Below are 21,071 nucleotides of genomic sequence, written 5' to 3'. Positions count from 1 at the left end.
CCGTGCACGCCGCTGACGCTTTCGCGAAGACCAAGGCCGAGGGCCGGGCCGCGCTGGTGGGCTACCTGCCCGCGGGCTACCCGACGCTCGCCGACTCCATCAAGGCCGTCGACATCATGATCGACCACGGGGCCGACATCATCGAGCTGGGCCTGCCGTACTCCGACCCGGTGATGGACGGCCCGGCGATCCAGAAGGCCGCCGACCAGGCCCTCGCGGCCGGGTTCCGGACCAGGCAGGTGTTCGAGGTGACCGAGGCCGTCGCCGGCCGCGTCCCGATCCTCGTCATGACCTACTGGAACCTCGTGGAGCGGTACGGCGTCGACCGTTTCGCGCGCGACTTCGCCGCCGCGGGCGGGGCCGGGCTCATCACGCCCGACCTCATCCCCGACGAGGCGGGGGAGTGGATCAAGGCCTCCGACGAGCACGACCTCGACCGGGTCTTCCTCGTCGCCCCGTCCTCCACCGAGGAGCGCATCATCTCCACCGTGGCGGCCTGCCGCGGGTTCGTGTACGCGCAGTCGGTCATGGGCGTCACCGGCGCCCGCGCCGCCACCTCCGCGGTCGCGCCCGCGCTCGTGGAGCGCACCCGCAAGCACACCGACCTGCCGATCGGCGTGGGGCTGGGCGTCCGCTCGGGCGACCAGGCCGCCGAGATCGGCGCGTACGGGGACGCGGTCATCGTCGGCTCCGCGATCGTCAACTGCTACCTGGAGTCCGACGACATCCCGTCGGGGCACCAGAAGCTCGCCGAGCTCACCGCGGACCTCGCCGCGGGCGTGCGCCGCTAGCGACCGGCCCCGCGGGCACCGCCCGCGGGGCTTCACCGCCCGAAATGCGCGGTATGCGAGAGCGGCACCGCCGCTTCGGGAGCGGCGCCATGGGACCGGCTCGGGCCCGTGCCACGTCCCGCTCGCGCAACCGATAGGTTTACTCGTCGTGGACCTCGCATATATCCCGAGCCCGTCGGAGTCCGTCTGGCACCTCGGCCCCATCCCGATCCGCGCGTACGCGCTGTGCCTCATCGCGGGCATCGTCGCCGCCTGCTGGATCGCCGAGGCGCGCATGCGCTCGCGCGGCGCCCCCAAGTGGGCCGTGCTCGACCTCGCCGTGTGGGCCGTGCCGTTCGGCATCGTCGGCGCCCGCCTCTACCACGTCTTCTCCAGCCCCGACGCCTATTTCGGCCCGGACGGCGACCCGTGGAAGGCCCTCGCCGTCTGGGAGGGCGGTCTCGGCATCCCCGGCGCCGTCGCCCTCGGCGCGGTCGGCGTGTGGCTCGGCTGCCGCCAGCTGAAGCTGCCGTTCGCGCTGACCGCCGACGCGATCGTCCCCGGCATCCCGGTCGGGCAGGCCATCGGCCGCCTCGGCAACTGGTTCAACCAGGAGCTGTACGGCAAGCCGCTCGACACGTGGTGGGCCGTCTCGATCGACTTCGACCACCGGGTCGCCGGGTACGCGCAGTACGGCACGTTCCACCCCACGTTCCTGTACGAACTGCTGTGGAATGTCGGGGTCGCGCTCGCCGTGCTCTTGGCCGACCGCAAGGCCAAGTTCGGGGCCGGGCGCGCCGTCGCCCTCTACGTCGCCCTCTACGGCATCGGCCGGTTCTGGATCGAGGGCCTGCGCATCGACCCCGCCGAGGACTTCGCGGGCCTGCGCCTCAACCAGTGGATGAGCGTCATCGTCGTCGTCCTCGCCGTCGCGTACCTGATCTTCGCGCGCGGCACCCGCCAGGTGTTCGTCCTCGACGGCGGCGAGCGCGTCACCGTGGACTGGGACTCCGCCGAGGCGACGACCGCCGGCTACGTGAACGGCGCCCTCCCCAAGGGCACCGAACCGGGCGAGATCGAGTCCGCCGCGCAGGAAGCGGAGGACGAGCCCGAACCCGACCGGCCCGAGGACGACGTGATCCCCGATGAGCCGACTGCCGAGGAGCCCTCGGCCGGCGCGGGCAAGCCCCGCGACGACAGCTGACCCAACCCCTCCGGGCAGGTGCGCATGCAGAACCGAAGAGCCGTAGTCGTCGGCGCCGGCGTCGCCGGACTCGCCAGCGCCATCGTCCTGTCCCGGCTGGGCTGGCAGGTGGCGCTGCTGGAGCGGCGCGAGCGCCTGAAGGGCGAGAACCTGGGGATGGTCCTGTGGGCTTCGGGCGTGCGCGCACTGCGCGCGCTCGGCGTCGACGCGCTGCTCGACGCCTCCGGGACCCCGGTGGACCGGTTCGAACTGCGCAACGAGGAGCGCCTGTCGAGCTCGTTCGCGGCGGCGATGCTCGGCGCCGACGACGGCACGCCCTCGGTGATGGTGCACACCGCGATGCTCTATGAGGCGCTCGTGTCGCGCCTGGGGGACAACGTGCAGGTGCACCCGGCGACGCAGGTCGACCGGATCGACATGGTCGACCTGGCCGCCGGTGACGCCTCGCGGCGCTGGGACGCCGAGCTCGTGGTCGCCGCCGACGGCATCGACTCGCCCAGCCGCGCCATCATCGCCCCCGGTTCGCCCACTGTGGACGCCGGGGCGGTGTGCTTCCGCGGGCTCGTGCCCGCCCACCGCGCCCCCGAGCGCACCACCGACGCCGTGGAGATCTACGGGCCCGACCGCCGCCGCTTCGGCTACGGCGACCTCGGGCACGCCGGCGCCTGCTGGTGGGCCACGGTCCCCGGCGGGATGCGGCCCGAGTCGCCGCAGATCCAGCACGAGCTCATCAACCGGTGGTTCGCCGACTGGCCCGCGCCCGTGGGCAAGTTCATCGCCGCCACCCGCCCCTCGGAACTGACGCAGCAGCCGGTCCGGTACGTCTGGCCGGTCCCGCCCGTGTTCCACCAGGCGGTGGGCCAGGGCGGCCTGGTGCTGATCGGCGACGCCGCGCACGGTGTCGCGCCGATCCTCGCGCAGGGCGGGAGCCTCGCCCTGGAGGACGCGGTCACGCTCGGCTGGGCGCTGCGCCGCACCCCCGAGTCGATACCGGCCGCGCTCGGCTCCTACGACCGGGCCCGCATGGCGCGGATCAAGCGCGTCGCGCGCCTCTCGCGGCGCGTCCACACGATCGCGTCCGGCGGCAGGGGCGTCACCAAGAGCCTCCTGCGGGCGGTGCCCGACTCGTGGGTGCAGCACCAGGCGGCGTCGCTGTCGGACTGGCAGCCGCCGCGCTGAAGGATCGCCCCCGGTATCAACCCTGACATGCGGGTACGACAACTGCGGTTGGGGCCGAATGTGAACGGAGGGTCCCGGCGAATCGGACATCGATGGGCCCCCGGTATCAACCCTGACATGCGGGTACGACACCGTTCGGCGCAACGGCGCAACGGCGCAACGGCGCAACGGCGCAACGGCGCAACGGCGCAACGGCGTAGCAGCGCGCTGGCGCGGGCACCGGTCGACGATTACGCTTGCGTGCCATGCGCATCCGTGACGCCCGCCCCGAGGACTGGCCCGCCGTGTGGGCCTTCGCCGAGCCGATCATCGCCTCCGGTGAGCACTTCGTGTGGGAGGGCGACACCTCCGAAGAGCGGCTGCGCGCCTACTGGATCGAGAAGGAGGCGCCCGCGAGCGCCCTCGTCGCCGTCCTCGAAGACGGCACTGGCGACAACAGCACCGGCCAAGACGGCACCGGCGCGGACGTTGCGGCCGAGGGCCGCGTCGTCGGCATCGCCGAGATCCACCCGAACCAGCCCGGCCGCGGCTCGCACATCGCCAACGCCGGGTTCATGGTCGACCCCGCCGTCCGCGGCCAGGGCGTCGGCCGCGCCCTCGGCGAGGCCGCGCTCGCCCGCGCCAAGGCAGACGGCTTCGCGGCCATGCAGTTCAACGCCGTCGTCGCCACCAACACCCGCGCCGTCGACCTCTGGCACGCCCTCGGCTTCCGCACTCTCGCGGTCCTCCCGGGGACGTTCCGGCACCCCGTCCAGGGCCTGGTCGGCATGCACCTCATGTTCCGCGAACTGTGAGCCGCGCAGCCCCTGTGTAGCATCGCAACTGCTATGAACGAACTGCGCGAGTCCATCCTCTCCGTAGGCGTGGCCGACCCCGAGACGGCCGTCAGCGTCCACGCCCTCCTCGGCTCCGACCCCGACCTCCTGGCCCTGGCCGGCGACCTCCCCCAGCGCCGCAGCGCCGTCGACGCCTGGGTCAAGACCATGTTCCTGCGCCCCGAGGGCCCCTTCCTCGAAATCGCCGCGAGCGCCGTCGAAGACGCCCTCGGCGAAGCCCCCGACAAGGCCGTCGACGAGACCCTCGCAGCCATCACCACCCGGCCGCGCACCCCCTACGACCTGCGCGCCGTCACCGGCCTCGCCGAAGCCGACCTCGACGTGCTCCTCCCGCACCTCGAAGCCGCCGGGCTCGTCCGCGCCGACGCGAACCCCCTCGACCCCGAAGCGCCCTTCTGGACCATGGACCACCGCTTCGCGCGCTTCCACTACGCCATGCTCGCCGAGCACCTCCCGCGCTGGCGCCGCGGGTACATCACCGACAAACTGTGGCGGATGACCCACGCCCGCTACGACCGGTACGTGTGCCGCCCCGAGTTCCACCGGCTCGCCCGCGAATGGGCCCTCAACGACCCCGCCGCCGCGCAGACCACCCGCGTCACCGTCCCCGACCCGCGGTTCCGGCAGCTGCGCACCATCGAGCTCGCCGCGTGGAACGCCGCGGGCGAACCGATCGCCCTGGGCACCATCCGCTGGAAGTTCCAGATGGTCGAACGCCAGCTCAAGCGCCTTCGCTACGTCAAGCGGCTCCTCGGCGACCCCAAGGCGCGCCTCTACTGCATCGCCCCCCGCGTCGAGGCCGCCATCACCGCCGACCCCGACCCGGACCTGTTCGTGATCGGCCCCGCGCAGCTCCTGCGGCGCGGCGCGAACGAGTCCGCGAACGCCCCGGAAACCGCTCCTAACGGTGACTTACACCCCATTTCCCGGCTGGTGGGGGCGCAGACGCGACGGGTAGGCTGAGGCTTCTTTCCCCGTATCCGAAACCTTGAGGAGTGACGATGGCGGCAAGCGTGGACGCGGTAGTGGCGGGAGCCGGTGGCTTCATCGGCGGGCACCTGGTGGCGAGCCTCCTCGCCGAAGGCAAGACCGTTCGCGCCGTCGACGTCAAGCCCCTCGACGAGTGGTACCAGGTCCACGGCGACACCGAGAACCTCCAGCGCGACCTCGCCGACCTCGAGGCCTGCCGCGAAGCCGTCGGCGACGGCGCGGGAGAGGTCTACAACCTCGCCTGCAACATGGGCGGCATGGGCTTCATCGAGAACAACAAGGCCCTGTGCATGCTCTCGGTCCTCCCCTCCACGCACATGCTCATGGCCGCCAAGGACGCCGAGGTCGGCCGCTTCTTCTACTCCTCCTCCGCGTGCGTCTACGCCGGCTACAAGCAGACCGAGGCCGACATCGCGCCCCTGAAGGAAGAGGACGCCTACCCCGCCGACGCCGAGGACGGCTACGGCTGGGAGAAGCTGTTCTCCGAGCGCATGTGCCGCCACTTCCGCGAGGACTTCGGCCTCGAGACCCGCATCGCCCGCTACCACAACATCTACGGTCCCGAAGGCACCTGGGACGGCGGCCGCGAGAAGGCCCCCGCCGCCACCTGCCGCAAGATCGCCCTCGCCGCCCTCAAGGGCGAGAAGAGCGTCGAGATCTGGGGCGACGGCGAGCAGACCCGCTCCTTCACCTACATCGACGACTGCGTCCAGGGCACCAAGATGTTCACCCGCGGCGACGTCACCGAGCCGCTCAACCTCGGCTCCTCCGAGCTGACCACCATCAACAACCTGTACTACCTGGTCGCCGACATCGCGGGCATCGAGATCGAGCTCAAGCACATCGACGGCCCCCTGGGCGTGCGCGGCCGCAACTCGGACAACACGCTCATCCAGAAGTACTACGGCTGGGAGCCGTCCATCAGCCTCCGCGAAGGCATGACCAAGACCTACGAGTGGGTCTACGACCAGGTCAAAGCCCAGTACAACCGCTAATGGCCGACCCGCAGCTCCGCCGCGTCGACGTACTCGGCGTCGGCGTCTCCACCGTCAACCAGGGGACGGCGCTGGCCGAGGTCACCCGCTGGGTCGAGAACGGTGAACGGCACTACGTGTGCGTCACCGGCGTGCACGGCGTCATGGAGTCCCAGCGCGACCCCGAGCTCCTCGCCATCCACAACGCCTCCGGGCTCACCACGCCCGACGGCATGCCGATGGTGTGGGCCGGGCACAAGGCCGGCGCCGACTGGATGGACCGGGTCTACGGGCCCGACCTCATGCTCAACGTGCTCGCCCGCGCCGCCGAGCGCGGCTGGACCTCGTTCCTCTACGGCGGCAAGGACGGCGTGCCCGAACTGCTCGCCGAGAAGCTTGCCGAGCGCATCCCCGGCGTCAAGTTCGCCGGCATGTACTCGCCGCCGTTCCGTCCCTTGACGGAGGAAGAGGACGACGCGATCGTCAAGCGCATCAACGACTCCGGCGCGCAGCTGGTGTGGGTGGGGCTCTCGACGCCGAAGCAGGAGCGCTGGATGGCCGCCCACCGCGACCGCCTGAACGCCCCCGCGATGTTCGGCGTCGGCGCCGCGTTCGACTTCCACGCCGGGCTCGTCCCGCAGGCCCCGCCGTGGATGCAGCGCAACGGCCTCGAATGGCTGTTCCGGCTCACGAAGGAGCCCAAGCGGCTCTGGCGCCGCTACTTCCAGAACAACCCGGCCTACCTGCGGGAGATCCGCAAACGGCCCCCGTTCCTGCGCGACTAGTGCGACACCGCTGCGGCCGCCGTCCTCACGGGCGGCGGCCGCAGCGGCATAGCATCGGAACCGGCGGCGACCTTCGCCGCCGGACCGGGCAAGGGAGCGACGGATGGGCACCGCACCGATCGACATGCGCGAACGCGAAGCACTGTGCGACCTGCTGGCCGAACTCGGACCGGACGCACCGACCCTCTGCGAGGGCTGGGACACCGCCGACCTCGCCGCGCACCTGGTGCTGCGCGAGCACTTCAAGCGCGGGACCGACGAGCAGATGGCCGCCGAGAAGGCCAAAGGCCTCCCCGCCCTCATCGCCCGGCTCCGCACCGGACCGCCGCCCGTGCCCTGGCGCGTGCCCGGCCTCCGCACCCTGATGAACGGCCTCGAGTACTTCATCCACCACGAGGACGTGCGCCGCGCCAACGGCCTCGGACGGCGCCCCGACCGCCCCGACCTCGACGCGCTCGCCTGGCGCATGACCGGCTTCGCCGGACGCCGCGCCGCCCGCCGCATCCGGCCGTATGGCCTCGAACTGCGCCCGCCCGGGGGCAGCCCCCGCCGCTTCGGATCCCCCGGAGGCGCCGTGCTGCACGGCGAACCGACCGAACTGCTCCTGTACCTCAGCGGCCGCCGCGACGCCGCCGAAGTCCGCCTCACCGGCGACGCCGACGCCGTCGCTGCATTGCAGGGAGCTGACACCGCGGTTTAGGGGTGCCTGAGCAGCCCTTCCGGCCGTTATCCGGTCCGCTCGCAACGACCGCTTTTCGGATTCGCGGAGACCTCGGACCGGCCTTCGCCCGGTACCGAATCGGGCGCCGACACCGCGGTCTAGGGGTGCCTGAGCAGCCCTTCCGGCCGTTATCCGGTCCGCTCGCAACGACCGCTCCTCAGATTTGCCGAGACCTCGGACGGACCTTTGCGCCGGTATGGAATCGGGCGCCGACACCGCGGTCTGAGGGCACCTGAGCAACCCCGCCGACCGCCGTCCGGCCGCTCGCAATGGCCCCCTCAGATTCACCGAGACCTCGGACGGGCCTTCGCGCCGTGCGGACTCGGGCGCCGACTCGTCGAGGCGTCCCCCAAGCGCCGCCCGCACGGACTCGCACCGTTCATTCCGCCCTCCTGCCCCAGACGGCGCGGCGGCGCTAGGCTGTGGCGCATGGTCGACATTCCCAAAGAGATCACGCACACCGGGCACCACCCCCGCATGGCCGTCGTGTGGTCGGTCCTGTCGGCCGAGATCGAGCGATTCGCCGCAGGCACCGGAGCGACCCTCCGCATCCTCGATGTCGGCGGCGGCTCCGGCGGCTTCGCCGTCCCCCTCGCCGAACTCGGCCACGACGTCACCGTCGTCGAACCCAGCGCCAACGCCCTCGCGTCACTGCGGCAGCGCGCCGCCGACGCGGGCGTCACCGACCGCGTCCGCGCCGTCCAGGCCGACGCCGACGAACTCCCCGACGTGGCCGAGCCCGGCACCGCCGACCTCGTCCTGTGCCACTCGGTCCTGGAGATGGTCGACTACCCGGACATCGCGCTCGACGCCCTCCGCCGCGTCTGCGCGCCCGGCGGCGGCGTCAGCATCCTCGTCGCCAACCGCATCGCCGCCGTCCTCGGCAAGGCCCTCGCCGGGAACTTCCCGGCCGCGATCGACCTCCTCGCCCACGTCGACGGTGTCATCGCCGGCCGCGACACCATCAAGCGCCGCTTCGAGACCGCCACCCTCACCGCGCTCGTCGGCGGCTCCGGCCTCGTCACCGAACAGGTCCACGGCGTCGGCGTCGTCGGCGACCTCCTCCCCACGGCCGCGAAAAGCGAGACCGGCGGCGGCGAGGCACTGCGCGAGTTCGAACTCGCCACCGCCTCACGCGTCCCCTTCCGCGACATGGCCACCCACATCCACCTCCTCGCCCGCAAACCCATGCGCTGACCGCCCGCGGACGGCCGCGTCTACGTCGAGGCGCGTAGACGCGGTTACGTCCGCACGCCGAAGGCGACGGGCCCGCCGGACCGTAGCCTGGACCCGTGACCTCGCCACCCGCCGCACGGACCAGGCTCCCGGCCCTCGCCTTCGACATCGGCCTCGCCGTGCTCCTCGGCGTCCTCACGAGCGGCACCACCATCGGCGCCACCGCCGACCACCACCCCGGCCCGCTCGCGTTCGTGCTCATCGGCGCCACCGCCGCGTTCCTGGCGGTGCGCCGCCACTGGCCCGAGATCGCGCTGGCCGGGTCGCTGGCGGGCCTGTACGCCTACCTCTACCTGGGCCTCCCCGAGGGCCCGATCTACATGCTCCCGGCGTTCGCGGTCTTCTTCTACGCGTTCGCGCGGCCCCTCAAGACCGTCCTGACCGTCCTGGCCGTGCTCTTCGTCGTCAACACGGCCTTCCAGACGTTCGCGATCAACGACATCCCGGACCTGTGGGTCAACGCCAGCATCACGTTCGTGTGGCTCGGCATCGCCGCCGCGGGCGGGCGCATCGTCCGCGAGGCCCGGCACGCCCGGGCCCGCGAGCGCGAGGCCGAACGCGAGCGGTACCGCGCCGACGAGCGCGTCGAGATGGCCCGCGAGATCCACGACGTGGTCGGCCACAGCCTCGCCGTGGTCAGCATGAACGCCGGTGTGGCCCTGCACGTCTTGGAAAAGCACCGTCTGCAGAAGCGGGGACGGGGCGAGGGGGCCGCGGTCCCGCCCGAGGTCGTCGAGAACCTCCAGGCCATCAGGGACGCCTCGACCCGCGCCCTCCAGGACCTGCGCGCCACCCTCGCGCCCCTGCGGCAGGGCCGCCAGCCCGACCTGCGCCCCACCGGCGCGATCGCCGACATTCCCTCCCTTGTAGATTCTGTTCGCACCGGCGGCCTCCAGGTCGAGTACACCGTGGCCGGGGAGCCCGGCCTCGTGCCGACGAACATCGCCGCCACCGCGTACCGGGTCGTCCAGGAGTCCCTGACGAACGTCATCCGTCACGCCGAGGCCACCAAGGCCACCGTCCGGATCGACTGCGGCCCAACGCATATCCGCATCCTCGTCGAAGACGACGGCCGCGGCGGACCCGTCGCCCCCGACCGGATCGGCCAAGGCGTCACCGGCATGACCGAGCGGGTCGAGACCAGCGGCGGCACCTTCAGCGCCGCGCCCGCCCGCGGCGGCGGCTTCGCCGTCGAGGCCGACATGCCGTACACCCGCAGCGCCGACTGACCGCCCGCGAGCCTCGCCCCGAGCGCGGCTCGCCGCCCCCGCCTACAGTGCAGTACCGGCCCGACAGAACAGCAGCGGAGGACCGCGCATGATCGAACTCGTGATCGCCGACGACCAGAGCCTCATCAGGATGGCCCTGCGCAACCTCTTCAACGGCGAAGACGACGTCCACGTCGCCGCCGAGGCCGCGAACGGCCAGGAGGCCTGGGAGCTCGTCTCGCGGCTGCGCCCCGACGTCGCCCTGCTCGACATCCGCATGCCCGGCATCGACGGGCTCGAAGTGCTGCGGCGCATCAGCCGCGACGCGAACCTCGCCACCACCCGCGTCGTCATGATCACCACCTTCGAGGTCGACGACTACATCTTCGACGCCCTCTCCAACGGCGCCGCCGGATTCGTCATGAAGGACGCGCCCCCCGAAGACCTCCTGCGCGCCGTGCGCCTCGCCGCCGCCGGCGACTCCCTCCTCAGCCCGGACGTGACCCGCAAGGTCATCAACGCGTACGCCGAACGCGGCACCGGCGCCGGCAAGCCCCACCCGAACCTCCCCGACCTCACCGAACGCGAACTCGAGATCCTCCGCTGGGTCGCCACCGGCCTGCCCAACGACGAGATCGGCGGGCGCCTGTTCATCAGCCCCGCCACCGTCCGCACCCACGTCGGGAAGCTCCTCACGAAGCTCGCCGCCCGCGACCGCGCCGGCCTCGTCGCCATCGCCTACCGCTCCGGCCTCGACGTCCCCGAGGTCTGACAATCCCGCCGACTCGGCCGCTTTCACACGTGGTGTGGCCGAACCGACACGAAACCGGCTAGCCTCGGGCCATGCCCACGAGCCCGCACCTCACGGCGGTCCAACCCGCCTACGGCACCGGCACCCTCGCCGATGTCATGCCGACCGCGCTTGCGGCCCTTGGCATCCCCGCCCGCGGCGTCAACCTGCGCAGCGCCGAGCTCGACGGCGTCCGCCGCATCGCCGTGCTCCTCCTCGACGGCTTCGGCTTCCACCTCCTCGGCCAGGCCGCCCAGGCCAGCGACACCGTCGGCGCCATCCACCACGGCGAACTCGGCACCCTCACCCCGATCACCGCCACGGTCCCCTCCTCGACCCCGATCAGCCTCGCGTCACTCGCGTGCGGACTCCCGCCCGGCGAGCACGGCATCATCGGCTTCACCGTGCGCGTGCCCGACACCGGCGACCTCGTCACCCACATCCGCTGGGACGGCGCCCCCGACCCGGAGGCCTGGCAGCCCGAGCCCACCTGCTTCGAGCAGGCCGACGCCCAAGGGGTCGCCTGCACCATCGTCTCGAACGGGACGTTCCGGGACACCGGCCTGACCCGCGCGATCTACCGCGGCGCCGACTGGCTCCCCGCGATCGCCCCGCACGAGGTCGCCGGAGGGATCCTGGCCGCGCTGGCGCGCGGCGACCGGAGCCTCGTGTACGGGTACCTGCCGGACGTGGACACCGCCGGGCACTTCCACGGGATCGGCTCGCCCGAGTGGCTCGAGGCCGTCGCGAAGGTGTCGGAGGCGATCGACGGCATCCTCACGGGCCTGCCGCGGGACGCGGCGCTGCTGGTGACCGCCGACCACGGCATGGTGAACATCACCGACCGGCTGCACCTGGACCGGCGGCCCGACCTGGCGACCGGGGTCGAAGCGGTCGCCGGCGACGGCCGGATGCGGTACCTGTACGCCGCGCCGGGCGCGGTCGAGGACGTGCGGCAGGCGTGGGCGGCGGCGGTCGGCGAGCGCGCCGAGGTGATCGGCCGGGACGAGGCGATCGACCGTGGCTGGTACGGCCCGAAGGTCACCGAGTCGAGCCGCGAGCGCATCGGCGACCTGGTGGTGGCCTGCCGCGGCACGTTCGCGATCGTGGGCGTCGAGGGCGAGCCGCCGCACGTGGCGAGGCTCATCGGCCACCACGGCGGCCTCACCGCCGCGGAGATGGCCGTCCCGCTGTGGAGCTACCGCAACGGCTGAGCGGGGAGTGGCCCCGAGGCTGAGCGGGGGAGTGGCTCCAAGACTGAGCGGGGGAGCGGCCGAGGCCGGGGCAGGATCTAGCCGTGAGCCGTGAGCCGTGAGCCGTGAGCCGTGAGCCGTGAGCCGTGAGCCGTGAGCCGTGAGCCGTGAGCCGTGGCCATGGGCGCCGTTCGGCGGGCCGCCGCGACCGCGGCGGGCGCGTAGGGCGTGCCCCTTCCCACCCGCATCCGCCTCCGACCAACCGAAAAGGACCACACTCCCATACGGGTCCGCCATTGCGGCGTTTGCGCAGTTCAGGGGCGATCGTCGGGTCGGGGGCGGAGCGGTTGCGGGCGGTTGTCGGACCCGCTGGCTAGGCTTCGGGGGTGGCCAGCGATCTTCATCGGTTCATCGGTCCCGAGCTGTCCGATGACGGTCTCGGGATCATGCACGTCGACATGGACGCGTTCTTCGCGTCCGTGGAGATCGCGCGCGACCCCTCGCTGCGCGGCAGGCCCGTGATCGTCGCCGGACTCGGGCCGCGCGGAGTCGTCTCCGCCGCCTCGTACGAGGCACGCGAGTACGGCGTGCACTCGGCCCTGCCGACCGCGATCGCGCGCCGCCGCTGCCCGCACGGCGTCTTCATCACCCCCACCACCTCGTACGGCGAGGTCTCCCGCGCGGTCATGGCGATCTTCCGCGAGTTCACGCCGCACGTGCAGCCGATCTCCGTCGACGAGGCGTTCCTCGACGTCGCGGGCGCGCGCCGCCTCATCGGCCCGCCCGTCGCGATCGCCCGCGCGATCCGCGAGCGCGTCCGCGCCGACCACGGCATCACCTGCACCGTGGGCATCGCCTCCACGAAATTCCTCTCCAAACTCGCCAGCGAGGCCTCCAAACCCGACGGCCTCGGCGTCGTCCCCGCCGCGACCGAGCTCGAGTTCCTGCACCGCCTCCCGATCCGCTCCGTGTGGGGCATCGGCGAGAAGACCGCCGAGAAACTCACCCGCCTGGGCATGCGCACGGTCGGCGACCTGGCGCGCCTGGACGTGGACAGCCTCGCCTCCTCGGTCGGCCACGCCAGCGCCGAGCACCTGTACGCGCTCTCGCGGAACATCGACCCGCGGCCGGTGCGGCCCGAGCGGGTCGAGAAGTCGATCAGCAATGAGACGACGTTCGACCGCGACGCCCCGGACGGAGCGGTGTGGGGCCCGGTGCTCCTGGAGCTGTCCCGCAAGGTCGCGTCGCGGGCCCGCAAGGCGGGCTGGGCGGGCCGCGGGGTGACGGTGAAGATCCGCTTCGGGGACTTCCGCACGATCACGCGTTCGCGGATGCTCGCGGCACCCACCGATGTGGGGCGTGAGATCTACGCCGCCGCAAGGGAATTGGCGGACGCGGCGGCGACGGCGCCGGTGCGGCTCATCGGCGTGAAGCTCGATCACCTGGTCGAGGCCGCCGCGGTGGGCCGGCAGGTGGCGCTCGGCGAGCCCGAGCACGGGTGGCGCGACATCGAGACGGTGATCGATCAGGCGAGCGCGAAGTTCGGGAAGGGCGCGGTCCGGTCGGCGGGCCGGCTGGCCCGCCGTGACTCGCGTGTAGACACCCCGGAATCGGGGAACCCGGGCCGGTGAGCACCGGGCCTCAGCGAAGCTTGCGAGCTGTAGATGAGCATTGCACCGAAGCACCCCTGTCAGCTCGCGCATCCAGGCCAGAACGGACTGATTCAAGCACGAACTGCCTTCCGCCTCGGGCGAAAGCCTCGTAGACTTGGATGCAAGCAGTGGAGTCGCCGTGGCGGTGGCTCCGTCGAGCACTAGCGCAGGAGGAGTGTCGTGCCGCTCTCCGACCACGAACAACGTCTGTTCGAGCAAATCGAGCAGTCCTTGTCCGAAGACCCGCAGTTCGCCTCTGCTGTGCGCGCCCACGACCCGGCGCACGTGACCCGGCGCAGGCTCATCCTGGCCGGCATCGTCACTGTCCTAGGGATCGGCGTCGTCATCGGCTCCGTGATCGCAGGGGGCGACGTCGCCGTGTTCGGCGCCCCGATCGGCGCGGTGCTCATGTTCGGCGGTCTGATCCTCGGTCTATGGGCCCAGCGCCGCGGCACGAATGTGAAGCTGAAGGCGGTCGACGGCAAGGCCAGCCGCTCGGTCGGCGGCTCGAAGCCCCCAAAGCCCGGTGGATTCACCTCGCGCATGGAGGAGCGGTGGCGCCGCCGCCGCGACAACGGCGACATCTTCTGATTCACTTCTGATCGACTTCGCGCGCTGCGGCACGACCGGCAGCGCGAAGAACCGGCCCGGCGGGGGAGTTCCCCCGCCGGGCCGGTTCACGTTCACTGGCCTCGCAGTCATTGGCCTCGCAGCGCCCGGGCGACCGAGCTGAACGCCCTGAGTGCCGTGCTGAGCGCGGCGGCTCGGCCTAGCGGCCCCGCAGCATGGCGCGGCGCGCGCCCTTGCCGGCGTTGGCGCTGGTCGGGATCGGGCCCTTCGGGATGGCCATGCCGATGCCGAGCGCGTCAAGGCGCTTGGCGATGTGGTTGGCGTCCTTGGAGTCGATGTTCTTGGGCAGCTTCATGAGGCGCTTGCGCACCTCGGTGACCGAGAAGTCGTCGCCGCCGGTCTCGCCGACGAGGAACGTGTAGACCGGGGTCGAGCCGACCACGCGGGAGATGCGCTTCTTCTCCTGGCCGAGGAGCTTGCGGACCTTGGGGCCGCCCTCGCCGAGGAGGACCACGCCGGCCTTGCCGACCGCGCGGTGCACCATCTGCGTCTCGGACAGGGCCGCCACACCGGGCGTGACCTGCCAGCCGCGGATGCCGTCGATGAGCGCGTACGCCGCCCCCGGCTTGCCCACGGCCTCCTTGTTCACCACTTTGCTGGTGCGCATGTTGAGCACGATCAAACCGGCCAGAAGCGCCACGAACAGGGCGCTGACATACCAGAGCAGCGAGAACTTCGCGAAGATCACCAGAGCGGTGATGATCGCGAACGGCAGCAGGATCGCGGCGGCCTCCAGCGGCACGAACAACTTGTCGCGCTGGTGCGTGAACTTGATCGCCATCCCGATGGTCTTCAGGCGCGACCCGAACGTCTCTTTTTCCTGCTGCTTTGCCATGTCGTCAATTCTAATGGGCGGTCGGGGACCCGCAGGACCGGGCTGATCTGCGGCTTTCTACTACACAGGCGTGGCGGCGGCGCGTGCCTCGATCGCCTGCTGGTACAGGCGTCCGGCCCGGTAGGAGGAGCGGACCAGCGGGCCGCTCATGACACCGGCGAAGCCGATCTCCTCGGCCTCGGCGGTGAGTTCCACGAACTCCTCGGGCTTGACCCAGCGGTCCACCGGGTGGTGGCGCTTGGTGGGGCGCAGGTACTGCGTGATGGTGATGAGCTCGCAGCCCGCGGCGTGCAGGTCCTTGAGGGCCTGGGAGACCTCTTCGCGGGTCTCGCCCATGCCGAGGATGAGGTTCGACTTGGTGACCAGGCCGTCCTCGCGGGCCTTGGTGATGACCTCGAGGGACCGCTCGTAGCGGAACGCGGGCCGGATGCGCTTGAAGATGCGCGGCACGGTCTCGACGTTGTGCGCGAGCACCTGGGGGCGGGAGGAGAAGACCTCGGCGAGCTGCTCGGGGACCGCGTTGAAGTCGGGGATGAGGAGCTCGACGCCGCAGCCGGGGACGGCCGCGTGGATCTGGCGCACGGTCTCGGCGTAGAGCCAGGCGCCGCCGTCGTCCAGGTCGTCGCGGGCGACGCCGGTGATCGTGGCGTACTTCAGGCCCATGGTCTGCACCGACTCGGCGACCCGGCGGGGCTCGTCGCGGTCGAGCGCGTCGGGCTTGCCGGTGTCGATCTGGCAGAAGTCGCAGCGCCGCGTGCACTGGGAGCCGCCGATGAGGAACGTCGCCTCCCGGTCCTCCCAGCACTCGTAGATGTTGGGGCAACCGGCTTCTTGGCAGACCGTGTGCAGGCCTTCGCTCTTGACGAGGCTTCGCAGTTCGGTGTATTCCGGGCCGGTCTTTGCCTTGACCTTGATCCAGGAGGGTTTCTTCTCGATCGGGGTCTGGGCGTTGCGCACTTCGAGGCGCAGCATCCGGCGTCCTTCAGGCTGTACGGAAGTCACCGGCCCAGCCTACGCCGCGCAGGCGCCGGTCGGCAGGTGTCGCTGGGCACAGCGGCGGCTTCGATGAAACGTAGGATGACGTTCCCGCTGCTCTAATGAGTGCGAGTCGAGTAGAGGAGCAACTGTGGAACTCATTCACCAGGGCAAGGTCCGCGACGTCTACGCCGACGGCGGCGACCTGGTGCTCGTCGCCTCCGACCGCGTGAGCGTCTACGACGTGGTCCTGCCGACGCCGATCCCCGGCAAGGGCGCGCTCCTCACCGCCCTGAGCGCGTGGTGGTTCGAGCAGCTCGCCGACATCGTCCCCAACCACGTGATCTCCGCCGATGACGTGCCCGCCGAGTTCGCCGGGCGCGCGCTGCGCGTCAAGCGCCTCGAGATCCTCAAGGTCGAGGCGGTCGTGCGCGGCTACCTCACCGGCTCCGGCCTCGCCGAGTACGACAAGCGCGGCACCGTGTGCGGCAACGACCTGCCCGCGGGCCTGGTCGACGGCTCGCGCCTGCCCGAGCCGATCTACACCCCGACGACCAAGGCCGACATCGGCGACCACGACCTCCCGATGACCTACGAGGAGACCGCGGCCAAGCTCGGCCCCGACCTGGCCGCCCGCATCCGCGACCTCACCTTCGCGATCTACAACCGCGGCGCCGAGATCGCCCTGGACAAGGGCATCATCATCGCGGACACGAAGTTCGAGTTCGGGCTCGACGCCGACGGCACGCTCCGCCTCGCCGACGAAGTGCTCACCTCCGACTCGTCCCGCTTCTGGGAGGCCGCCGCCTGGAAGCCCGGCCAGACGCAGCCGTCCTTCGACAAGCAGTACGTGCGCGACTGGGCCCGGTCCACCGGCTGGAAACCCGACGACGCCGAGGCCCCCGAGATCCCGCAGGACGTCGCCGACGCGACCCTCGCCCGCTACATCGAGGCGTACGAGCTCCTCACCGGGCGCCGCTGGCAGTAGGGGCTCAGCGGGCCGCGGCGATCCGCGGCACCCACACGCGCACCGCCCAGCCGCCCTCGGGGGTCGGCCCCGCCTCGAAGCGGCCGCCGAGCAGTTCGGCGCGCTGCCGCAGCCCCAGCAGTCCGTGCCGCGAACCAGGCAGCTCCAGCACCGGCCGCGCCCCGGGCGCGTTCACGACGCTCACCTCCGCGCCGTCGCCGGAGCTCACCACCGACACCGCCACCGCCGCCCCCGGGGCGTGCTTGCGGGCGTTCGTGAGCGCTTCCTGAACGGTCCGGTAGACCGCGCGCTGCCCGGCCGGGTCGAGGCCGATGATCCGCTCGACGTGCAGTTCCACCTCGATCCCGGACCCGGCGACGAGCGCGCCCAGCTCCTCCAGGGTCGGCTGCGGGGTCAGCTCCGTCGCCCGGCTCCCGGAGACCCGCAGCACCTGCACCATGTGCCGCAGCTCCTCCAAAGTCGTGACGCTGAGGCGCCGGATCGTCGAGGCGATCCGGCGCCCCTCCTCGTCCGTGGACAGCACCTGCAACGCCCCGGCCTGCACCGCGATCAGGCTGACCTGGTGGGAGACCACGTCGTGCATCTCCCGCGCCAACTGGGCCCGCTCGGCCGCCAGCGCCTGCTGCGTGAGCAGCAGCTGCTCGTGCTCGCGCGCCTCCTGGATCTCGGCGAACCGGTCGGCCATGGACTGCCTGGCGCGCTGGCTGTAGCCGAGGATCGCGGGCACCGCCGCCATCGCCGTGTAAAAGAGGGCCGAACGCAGGTAAGACTCGTACGGGGAGATGAACTGCGGCAGAACCTCTATGGCCGCTGTGAACGGCGTGACCCGCCCCGGACCCAAGAACAGGTAGAAGACCTGGCTCCCCTGGAAGATGAAGCAGAACGCGAGGAGCGCCGTCGCGGTGAGCGGCAGCCAGGGGCGGCGGGACTCGCGGGCGATCGTGTAGAGCGCGATCATCGACGCGACCTTCTCGAACACGAGGAACGCCGCCGGCAGGGTCACCAGGAACACCGCGAACGGCCACCGCCGGCGCAGCACCAGGGCCAGGACGCCGACGCACGCGAGCGTCGCGACCGGCTGGTTGGAGAGGTCGATGACGAACGCCAGGTGTGCGATGGCGACGCCCATGATGGCCGTGTCCCACGCCCACTGGGGGAAGCGCTCGGGCAGGCCGAGCCTCGTCACCGGCCGGTGTCCTTGAGCAGGCCGGCGTCGTGGGCCGTCAGCGCGGCCTGCACCCGGTTGGAGACCTGCAGTTTCGTGAGGATCGAGCTGACGTGGTCCTTGACGGTGCCCAGGCCCAGGAACAGCTCTGCGGAGATCTCGCCGTTCGACTTCCCCTCGGCGAGGAGCAGCAGGATCTCCCGCTCCCGTTCGGTGAGCCGCTCGATCCGCGGGTTCGGCTTCGACTCCGCCGACCGGTCGAGGTATCCGGCGACGACGGCGCGCGTGACCTTCGCCGAGAGCACCGCGCCCTCGGTCGCCAGCGCCCGCACCTGGTAGGCCAGGTGCTCGGGTTCGGTGTCCTTGAGGAGGAAGCCCGCCGCGCCGAGCCGCAGCGCCTCGTACACGTACTCGTCGGTGTCGAAGGTGGTCAGTGCGGCGGTCACGGGCGGGTGCGACAGCTCCCGCAGCCGTTTGAGGATCGTGAGGCCGTCCATGTCCGGCATCCGGATGTCGAGGAGCATGACGTCCGGCCGCAGCGCCAGCACCTGGTCCAGGGCGTCGGCCCCTGACACGGCGCCGACGACCTCGATGTCCTCGGCGGCGCTGAGGATGTGGGTGAACCCCGATCGGATCAGCGCCTCGTCGTCGACGATCAGCACTCGGATCACGTGCGCCTCCCGGTGGCCTATTCGTTATATGAGTCCTCATCATCCACACGGCCGGCCACCCGTCGAAGGTCGGGTGCAGTCCCATCCACATGGCGGAGCGACGCACCCGACTTGCGGCGGGTGCATTGCAGACGTTCGGCTGCATCCGGACGAGTCCATCGGACGGTTTCGCGGAGGGACCTTCACCGGGGCGGTTCCGGCACTTCGCCGGAGGCGGACGCCGCCGCCGCGGACGAGTCTGGAAGTCCACCCCACCCCCGAACTGGAGGCACCATGTGCGGCTTCGCTGTCCGCGCCGGAGCGCGCACCGATTCCGAAGGCGACTTCGCCGCGGCCCTGGCGCGCCTGGGCCACCGCGGTCCCGACGAGACCGCGGTCCTCGCCGCGGGCGACCAGGCCCTCATGGGCTTCAAGCGGCTCTCGGTGATCGACGTCGAAGGCTCCCACCAGCCGATGCGCCGCGGCGACGGCGCCGACCCCGACCGCTACACGATCGTCTTCAACGGGGAGGTCTACAACTTCCTCGAACTGCGCGAGGAGCTCGTGCGCGTCCACGGCGAGGTGTTCACGACCCGCGGCGACACCGAGGTGATCCTCGCCGGGTACCGGCACTGGGGACCGGACCTCGTCCACCGCCTCCGCGGCATGTTCGCGTTCGTGATCCACGACCGCGTCGCGGACCTGCTCTTCGCCGCCCGCGACCCCTTCGGGATCAAACCCCTCTACTGGACGCAGTGGGACGGCGCCACCTGGCTGGCCAGCGAGAAGAAGGCCCTCCCCGGCCTCGCCCACCCCGACCTGGTCGACCCCGATCAGGTCGCCCACTACGCGACCTTCCAGTACGCGCCCGAGCCCGCCACCCTCCACCGGCACGTCCACCGCCTCGAAGCCGGGCACTTCGCGATGTTCCGGCCCGGCGCCGCGCTGCGCCCGCAGCGGTACTTCCAGCCCATGTTCCGGCCGAAGCCCGTGGCCGATGCCGACCGCCTCCACGCCGAGATCCTTGCGGCCCTGCGTGATTCGGTGCGGATCCACATGCGCTCGGACGTGCCGGTCGGGGCGCTCCTGTCGAGCGGCATCGACTCGACCGCCGTCGTCGCCCTCGCCCGTGAAGTCAATCCCGGACTGCTGACGTTCACCGCGCAGTTCACCGACCCGGGCCTGTACGACGAGCTGCCGGTCGCCGCCGCCTCCGCGGCGGCCCTCGGGGTGCGCTCGATCCCCGCGCCCGTCTCGGTCGACGACGTCATCGCCGAACTGCCGAAGATCGTGTGGCACCTGGACGACCCGGTCGCCGATCCGGCCCTGGTCCCGCTCTACTTCGTGGCGAAGAAGGCCGCCGAGCACGTCACCGTCGCCCTCGGCGGTGAAGGCGCCGACGAGCTCTTCGGCGGCTACACGATCTACCGCGAACCGCATTCGCTCAAACGTCTCGAAGCCCTGCCCGATCCTGCGAAGGGCCTGCTGCGCAAGGCTTCTGCGGTCCTCCCCGAAGGCGTCAAGGGCAAGAGCTTCCTCGAGCGCGGCACCGCGGAGCTGCGCGAGCGGTTCGTCGGCAACGCGAAGATCTTCACCGGCGACGACAAGCGCCGGCTCCTGCGCCGGGAGGGCCCGCCGCACCGCGCCGTCACCGACCCGGTCTGGGACGAGTCGGCGCACCTCGACCCGACCACGCGCATGCAGCAGCTGGACCTGCACACCTGGATGAAGGGCGACATCCTCGTCAAGGCCGACCGGATGTCCATGGCGCACAGCCTGGAGCTGCGGGTCCCGTTCCTCGACCGCGTCGTGTGGGAGGCCGCCTCGCGGATCCCCGTCGAGCACCGGCTGCAGGGCCGCCAGACCAAGACCGCGCTGCGCCGGGCCGTCGCGGAACTCGTGCCGCCCGCCATCGTCGAGCGTCCGAAGCTCGGCTTCCCGACCCCGCACCGGCAGTGGCTGGCCGGGCCCATGTTCGAGTGGGCCGACCACGTGCTGGCCGCGAGCGGCTGCGGACACCTGCTCGACCTCGACTACGCGCGCGGCCTGCTGCGCGCGCACCGCGCCGGGGAGGCCGACCACGCCCGCAAGGTCTGGGCGGTCATGGTGTTCTGCCTCTGGTACGCCCAGCTCGACCGGCCGCCGCTCGGCTGGGACCGGGTGCGCGCGCCGCGCCGGGCCGCGACCGGCGCCCCGGGCCTCGCGACGGCCGCCTGAACGCTGAAGTGGGGGGGGGGCGCGGGGCGGGGGGCGCCGGCCCCCCCGCGCCGCGGGGCGGGGGGCGGGCGCG

General features: G+C 71.7%; 20 protein-coding genes. 16 read left to right on the top strand and 4 right to left on the bottom strand.

All coding sequences use genetic code 11. From position 1 onward, the window contains the following. Nucleotides 1–2: 2 nt before the first annotated feature. The 14 genes from trpA (at nucleotide 3) to O2L52_RS04680 (ending at nucleotide 14,129) form a co-directional block, all read left to right on the top strand. Nucleotides 3–791 (top strand): tryptophan synthase subunit alpha, encoded by a 789-nt coding sequence (trpA, locus tag O2L52_RS04745; RefSeq protein WP_270114179.1) that lies wholly within the window; start codon nucleotides 3–5, stop codon nucleotides 789–791. Between the two features lie 148 nt (nucleotides 792–939). Next, nucleotides 940–1,974, top strand: coding sequence for a prolipoprotein diacylglyceryl transferase (lgt, locus tag O2L52_RS04740; protein WP_270114177.1), 1,035 nt, complete (start codon nucleotides 940–942; stop codon nucleotides 1,972–1,974). Between the two features lie 24 nt (nucleotides 1,975–1,998). Further along, nucleotides 1,999–3,153 carry an FAD-dependent oxidoreductase gene (locus O2L52_RS04735; RefSeq protein ID WP_270114176.1) on the top strand — a complete coding sequence of 385 codons (1,155 nt, stop codon included), beginning with the start codon at nucleotides 1,999–2,001 and terminating at the stop codon, nucleotides 3,151–3,153. Nucleotides 3,154–3,398: 245 nt separating this feature from the next. Next, entirely contained in the window at nucleotides 3,399–3,947 is a 549-nt protein-coding gene (locus O2L52_RS04730) for a GNAT family N-acetyltransferase (protein ID WP_270114174.1), read from the top strand. 33 nt (nucleotides 3,948–3,980) lie between these two features. Continuing rightward, on the top strand, nucleotides 3,981–4,952 hold the full coding sequence (locus O2L52_RS04725) for a hypothetical protein (RefSeq protein WP_270114173.1): 972 nt from the start codon (nucleotides 3,981–3,983) through the stop codon (nucleotides 4,950–4,952). A 38-nt stretch (nucleotides 4,953–4,990) separates the two neighbouring features. Continuing rightward, nucleotides 4,991–5,974, top strand: coding sequence for an NAD-dependent epimerase/dehydratase family protein (locus O2L52_RS04720; protein ID WP_270114172.1), 984 nt, complete (start codon nucleotides 4,991–4,993; stop codon nucleotides 5,972–5,974). Further along, nucleotides 5,974–6,738: a WecB/TagA/CpsF family glycosyltransferase gene (locus O2L52_RS04715; RefSeq protein ID WP_270114171.1), complete on the top strand. Its 765-nt coding sequence runs from the start codon at nucleotides 5,974–5,976 to the stop codon at nucleotides 6,736–6,738. The genes O2L52_RS04720 and O2L52_RS04715 overlap by 1 nt, the downstream gene beginning before the upstream one ends. Before the next feature lie 103 nt (nucleotides 6,739–6,841). Next, nucleotides 6,842–7,438: a maleylpyruvate isomerase family mycothiol-dependent enzyme gene (locus tag O2L52_RS04710; RefSeq protein ID WP_270114170.1), complete on the top strand. Its 597-nt coding sequence runs from the start codon at nucleotides 6,842–6,844 to the stop codon at nucleotides 7,436–7,438. Nucleotides 7,439–7,888: 450 nt separating this feature from the next. Next, on the top strand, nucleotides 7,889–8,656 hold the full coding sequence (locus O2L52_RS04705; RefSeq protein WP_270114169.1) for a methyltransferase domain-containing protein: 768 nt from the start codon (nucleotides 7,889–7,891) through the stop codon (nucleotides 8,654–8,656). A gap of 95 nt (nucleotides 8,657–8,751) precedes the next feature. Next, nucleotides 8,752–9,924, top strand: a complete 1,173-nt coding sequence (locus O2L52_RS04700; protein ID WP_270114168.1) for a sensor histidine kinase — start codon at nucleotides 8,752–8,754, stop codon at nucleotides 9,922–9,924. Between the two features lie 88 nt (nucleotides 9,925–10,012). Next, nucleotides 10,013–10,675 (top strand): response regulator, encoded by a 663-nt coding sequence (locus O2L52_RS04695; RefSeq protein ID WP_270114167.1) that lies wholly within the window; start codon nucleotides 10,013–10,015, stop codon nucleotides 10,673–10,675. 71 nt (nucleotides 10,676–10,746) lie between these two features. Next, on the top strand, nucleotides 10,747–11,907 hold the full coding sequence (locus tag O2L52_RS04690; protein ID WP_270114166.1) for an alkaline phosphatase family protein: 1,161 nt from the start codon (nucleotides 10,747–10,749) through the stop codon (nucleotides 11,905–11,907). Between the two features lie 425 nt (nucleotides 11,908–12,332). Then, nucleotides 12,333–13,517, top strand: a complete 1,185-nt coding sequence (gene dinB, locus O2L52_RS04685) for a DNA polymerase IV (RefSeq protein WP_373897055.1) — start codon at nucleotides 12,333–12,335, stop codon at nucleotides 13,515–13,517. Nucleotides 13,518–13,718: 201 nt separating this feature from the next. Continuing rightward, complete coding sequence (locus tag O2L52_RS04680) at nucleotides 13,719–14,129, top strand: DUF3040 domain-containing protein (RefSeq protein WP_270114164.1); 411 nt, start codon at nucleotides 13,719–13,721, stop codon at nucleotides 14,127–14,129. Nucleotides 14,130–14,307: 178 nt separating this feature from the next. Here the strand turns inward: O2L52_RS04680 and O2L52_RS04675 are convergent, their stop codons facing one another. Then, nucleotides 14,308–15,003, bottom strand: coding sequence for a DUF4191 domain-containing protein (locus tag O2L52_RS04675; RefSeq protein ID WP_270114163.1), 696 nt, complete (start codon nucleotides 15,001–15,003; stop codon nucleotides 14,308–14,310). A gap of 60 nt (nucleotides 15,004–15,063) precedes the next feature. Continuing rightward, nucleotides 15,064–15,975, bottom strand: coding sequence for a lipoyl synthase (gene lipA / locus O2L52_RS04670; protein WP_373897056.1), 912 nt, complete (start codon nucleotides 15,973–15,975; stop codon nucleotides 15,064–15,066). Between the two features lie 154 nt (nucleotides 15,976–16,129). On the opposite strand from lipA, the gene O2L52_RS04665 reads away from it, so the two are divergent. Then, on the top strand, nucleotides 16,130–16,966 hold the full coding sequence (locus O2L52_RS04665) for a phosphoribosylaminoimidazolesuccinocarboxamide synthase (protein ID WP_270114161.1): 837 nt from the start codon (nucleotides 16,130–16,132) through the stop codon (nucleotides 16,964–16,966). Nucleotides 16,967–16,970: 4 nt separating this feature from the next. Here the strand turns inward: O2L52_RS04665 and O2L52_RS04660 are convergent, their stop codons facing one another. Together O2L52_RS04660 and O2L52_RS04655 are read right to left on the bottom strand one after the other, a co-directional pair. Further along, on the bottom strand, nucleotides 16,971–18,152 hold the full coding sequence (locus tag O2L52_RS04660; RefSeq protein WP_270114160.1) for a sensor histidine kinase: 1,182 nt from the start codon (nucleotides 18,150–18,152) through the stop codon (nucleotides 16,971–16,973). Next, complete coding sequence (locus O2L52_RS04655; protein ID WP_270114159.1) at nucleotides 18,149–18,802, bottom strand: response regulator; 654 nt, start codon at nucleotides 18,800–18,802, stop codon at nucleotides 18,149–18,151. The genes O2L52_RS04660 and O2L52_RS04655 overlap by 4 nt, the downstream gene beginning before the upstream one ends. Before the next feature lie 273 nt (nucleotides 18,803–19,075). Here O2L52_RS04655 and asnB point away from each other — a divergent pair, with 273 nt between their 5' ends. Further along, complete coding sequence (asnB, locus tag O2L52_RS04650) at nucleotides 19,076–20,998, top strand: asparagine synthase (glutamine-hydrolyzing) (protein ID WP_270114158.1); 1,923 nt, start codon at nucleotides 19,076–19,078, stop codon at nucleotides 20,996–20,998. Nucleotides 20,999–21,071: the final 73 nt, after the last annotated feature.

It is taken from the genome of Glycomyces algeriensis (assembly GCF_027622855.1).
GTDB lineage: Bacteria > Actinomycetota > Actinomycetes > Mycobacteriales > Micromonosporaceae > Glycomyces > Glycomyces algeriensis.
Note: the sequence above shows the minus strand (reverse complement) of the source record. Positions and strands in the feature narration are given on the sequence as shown.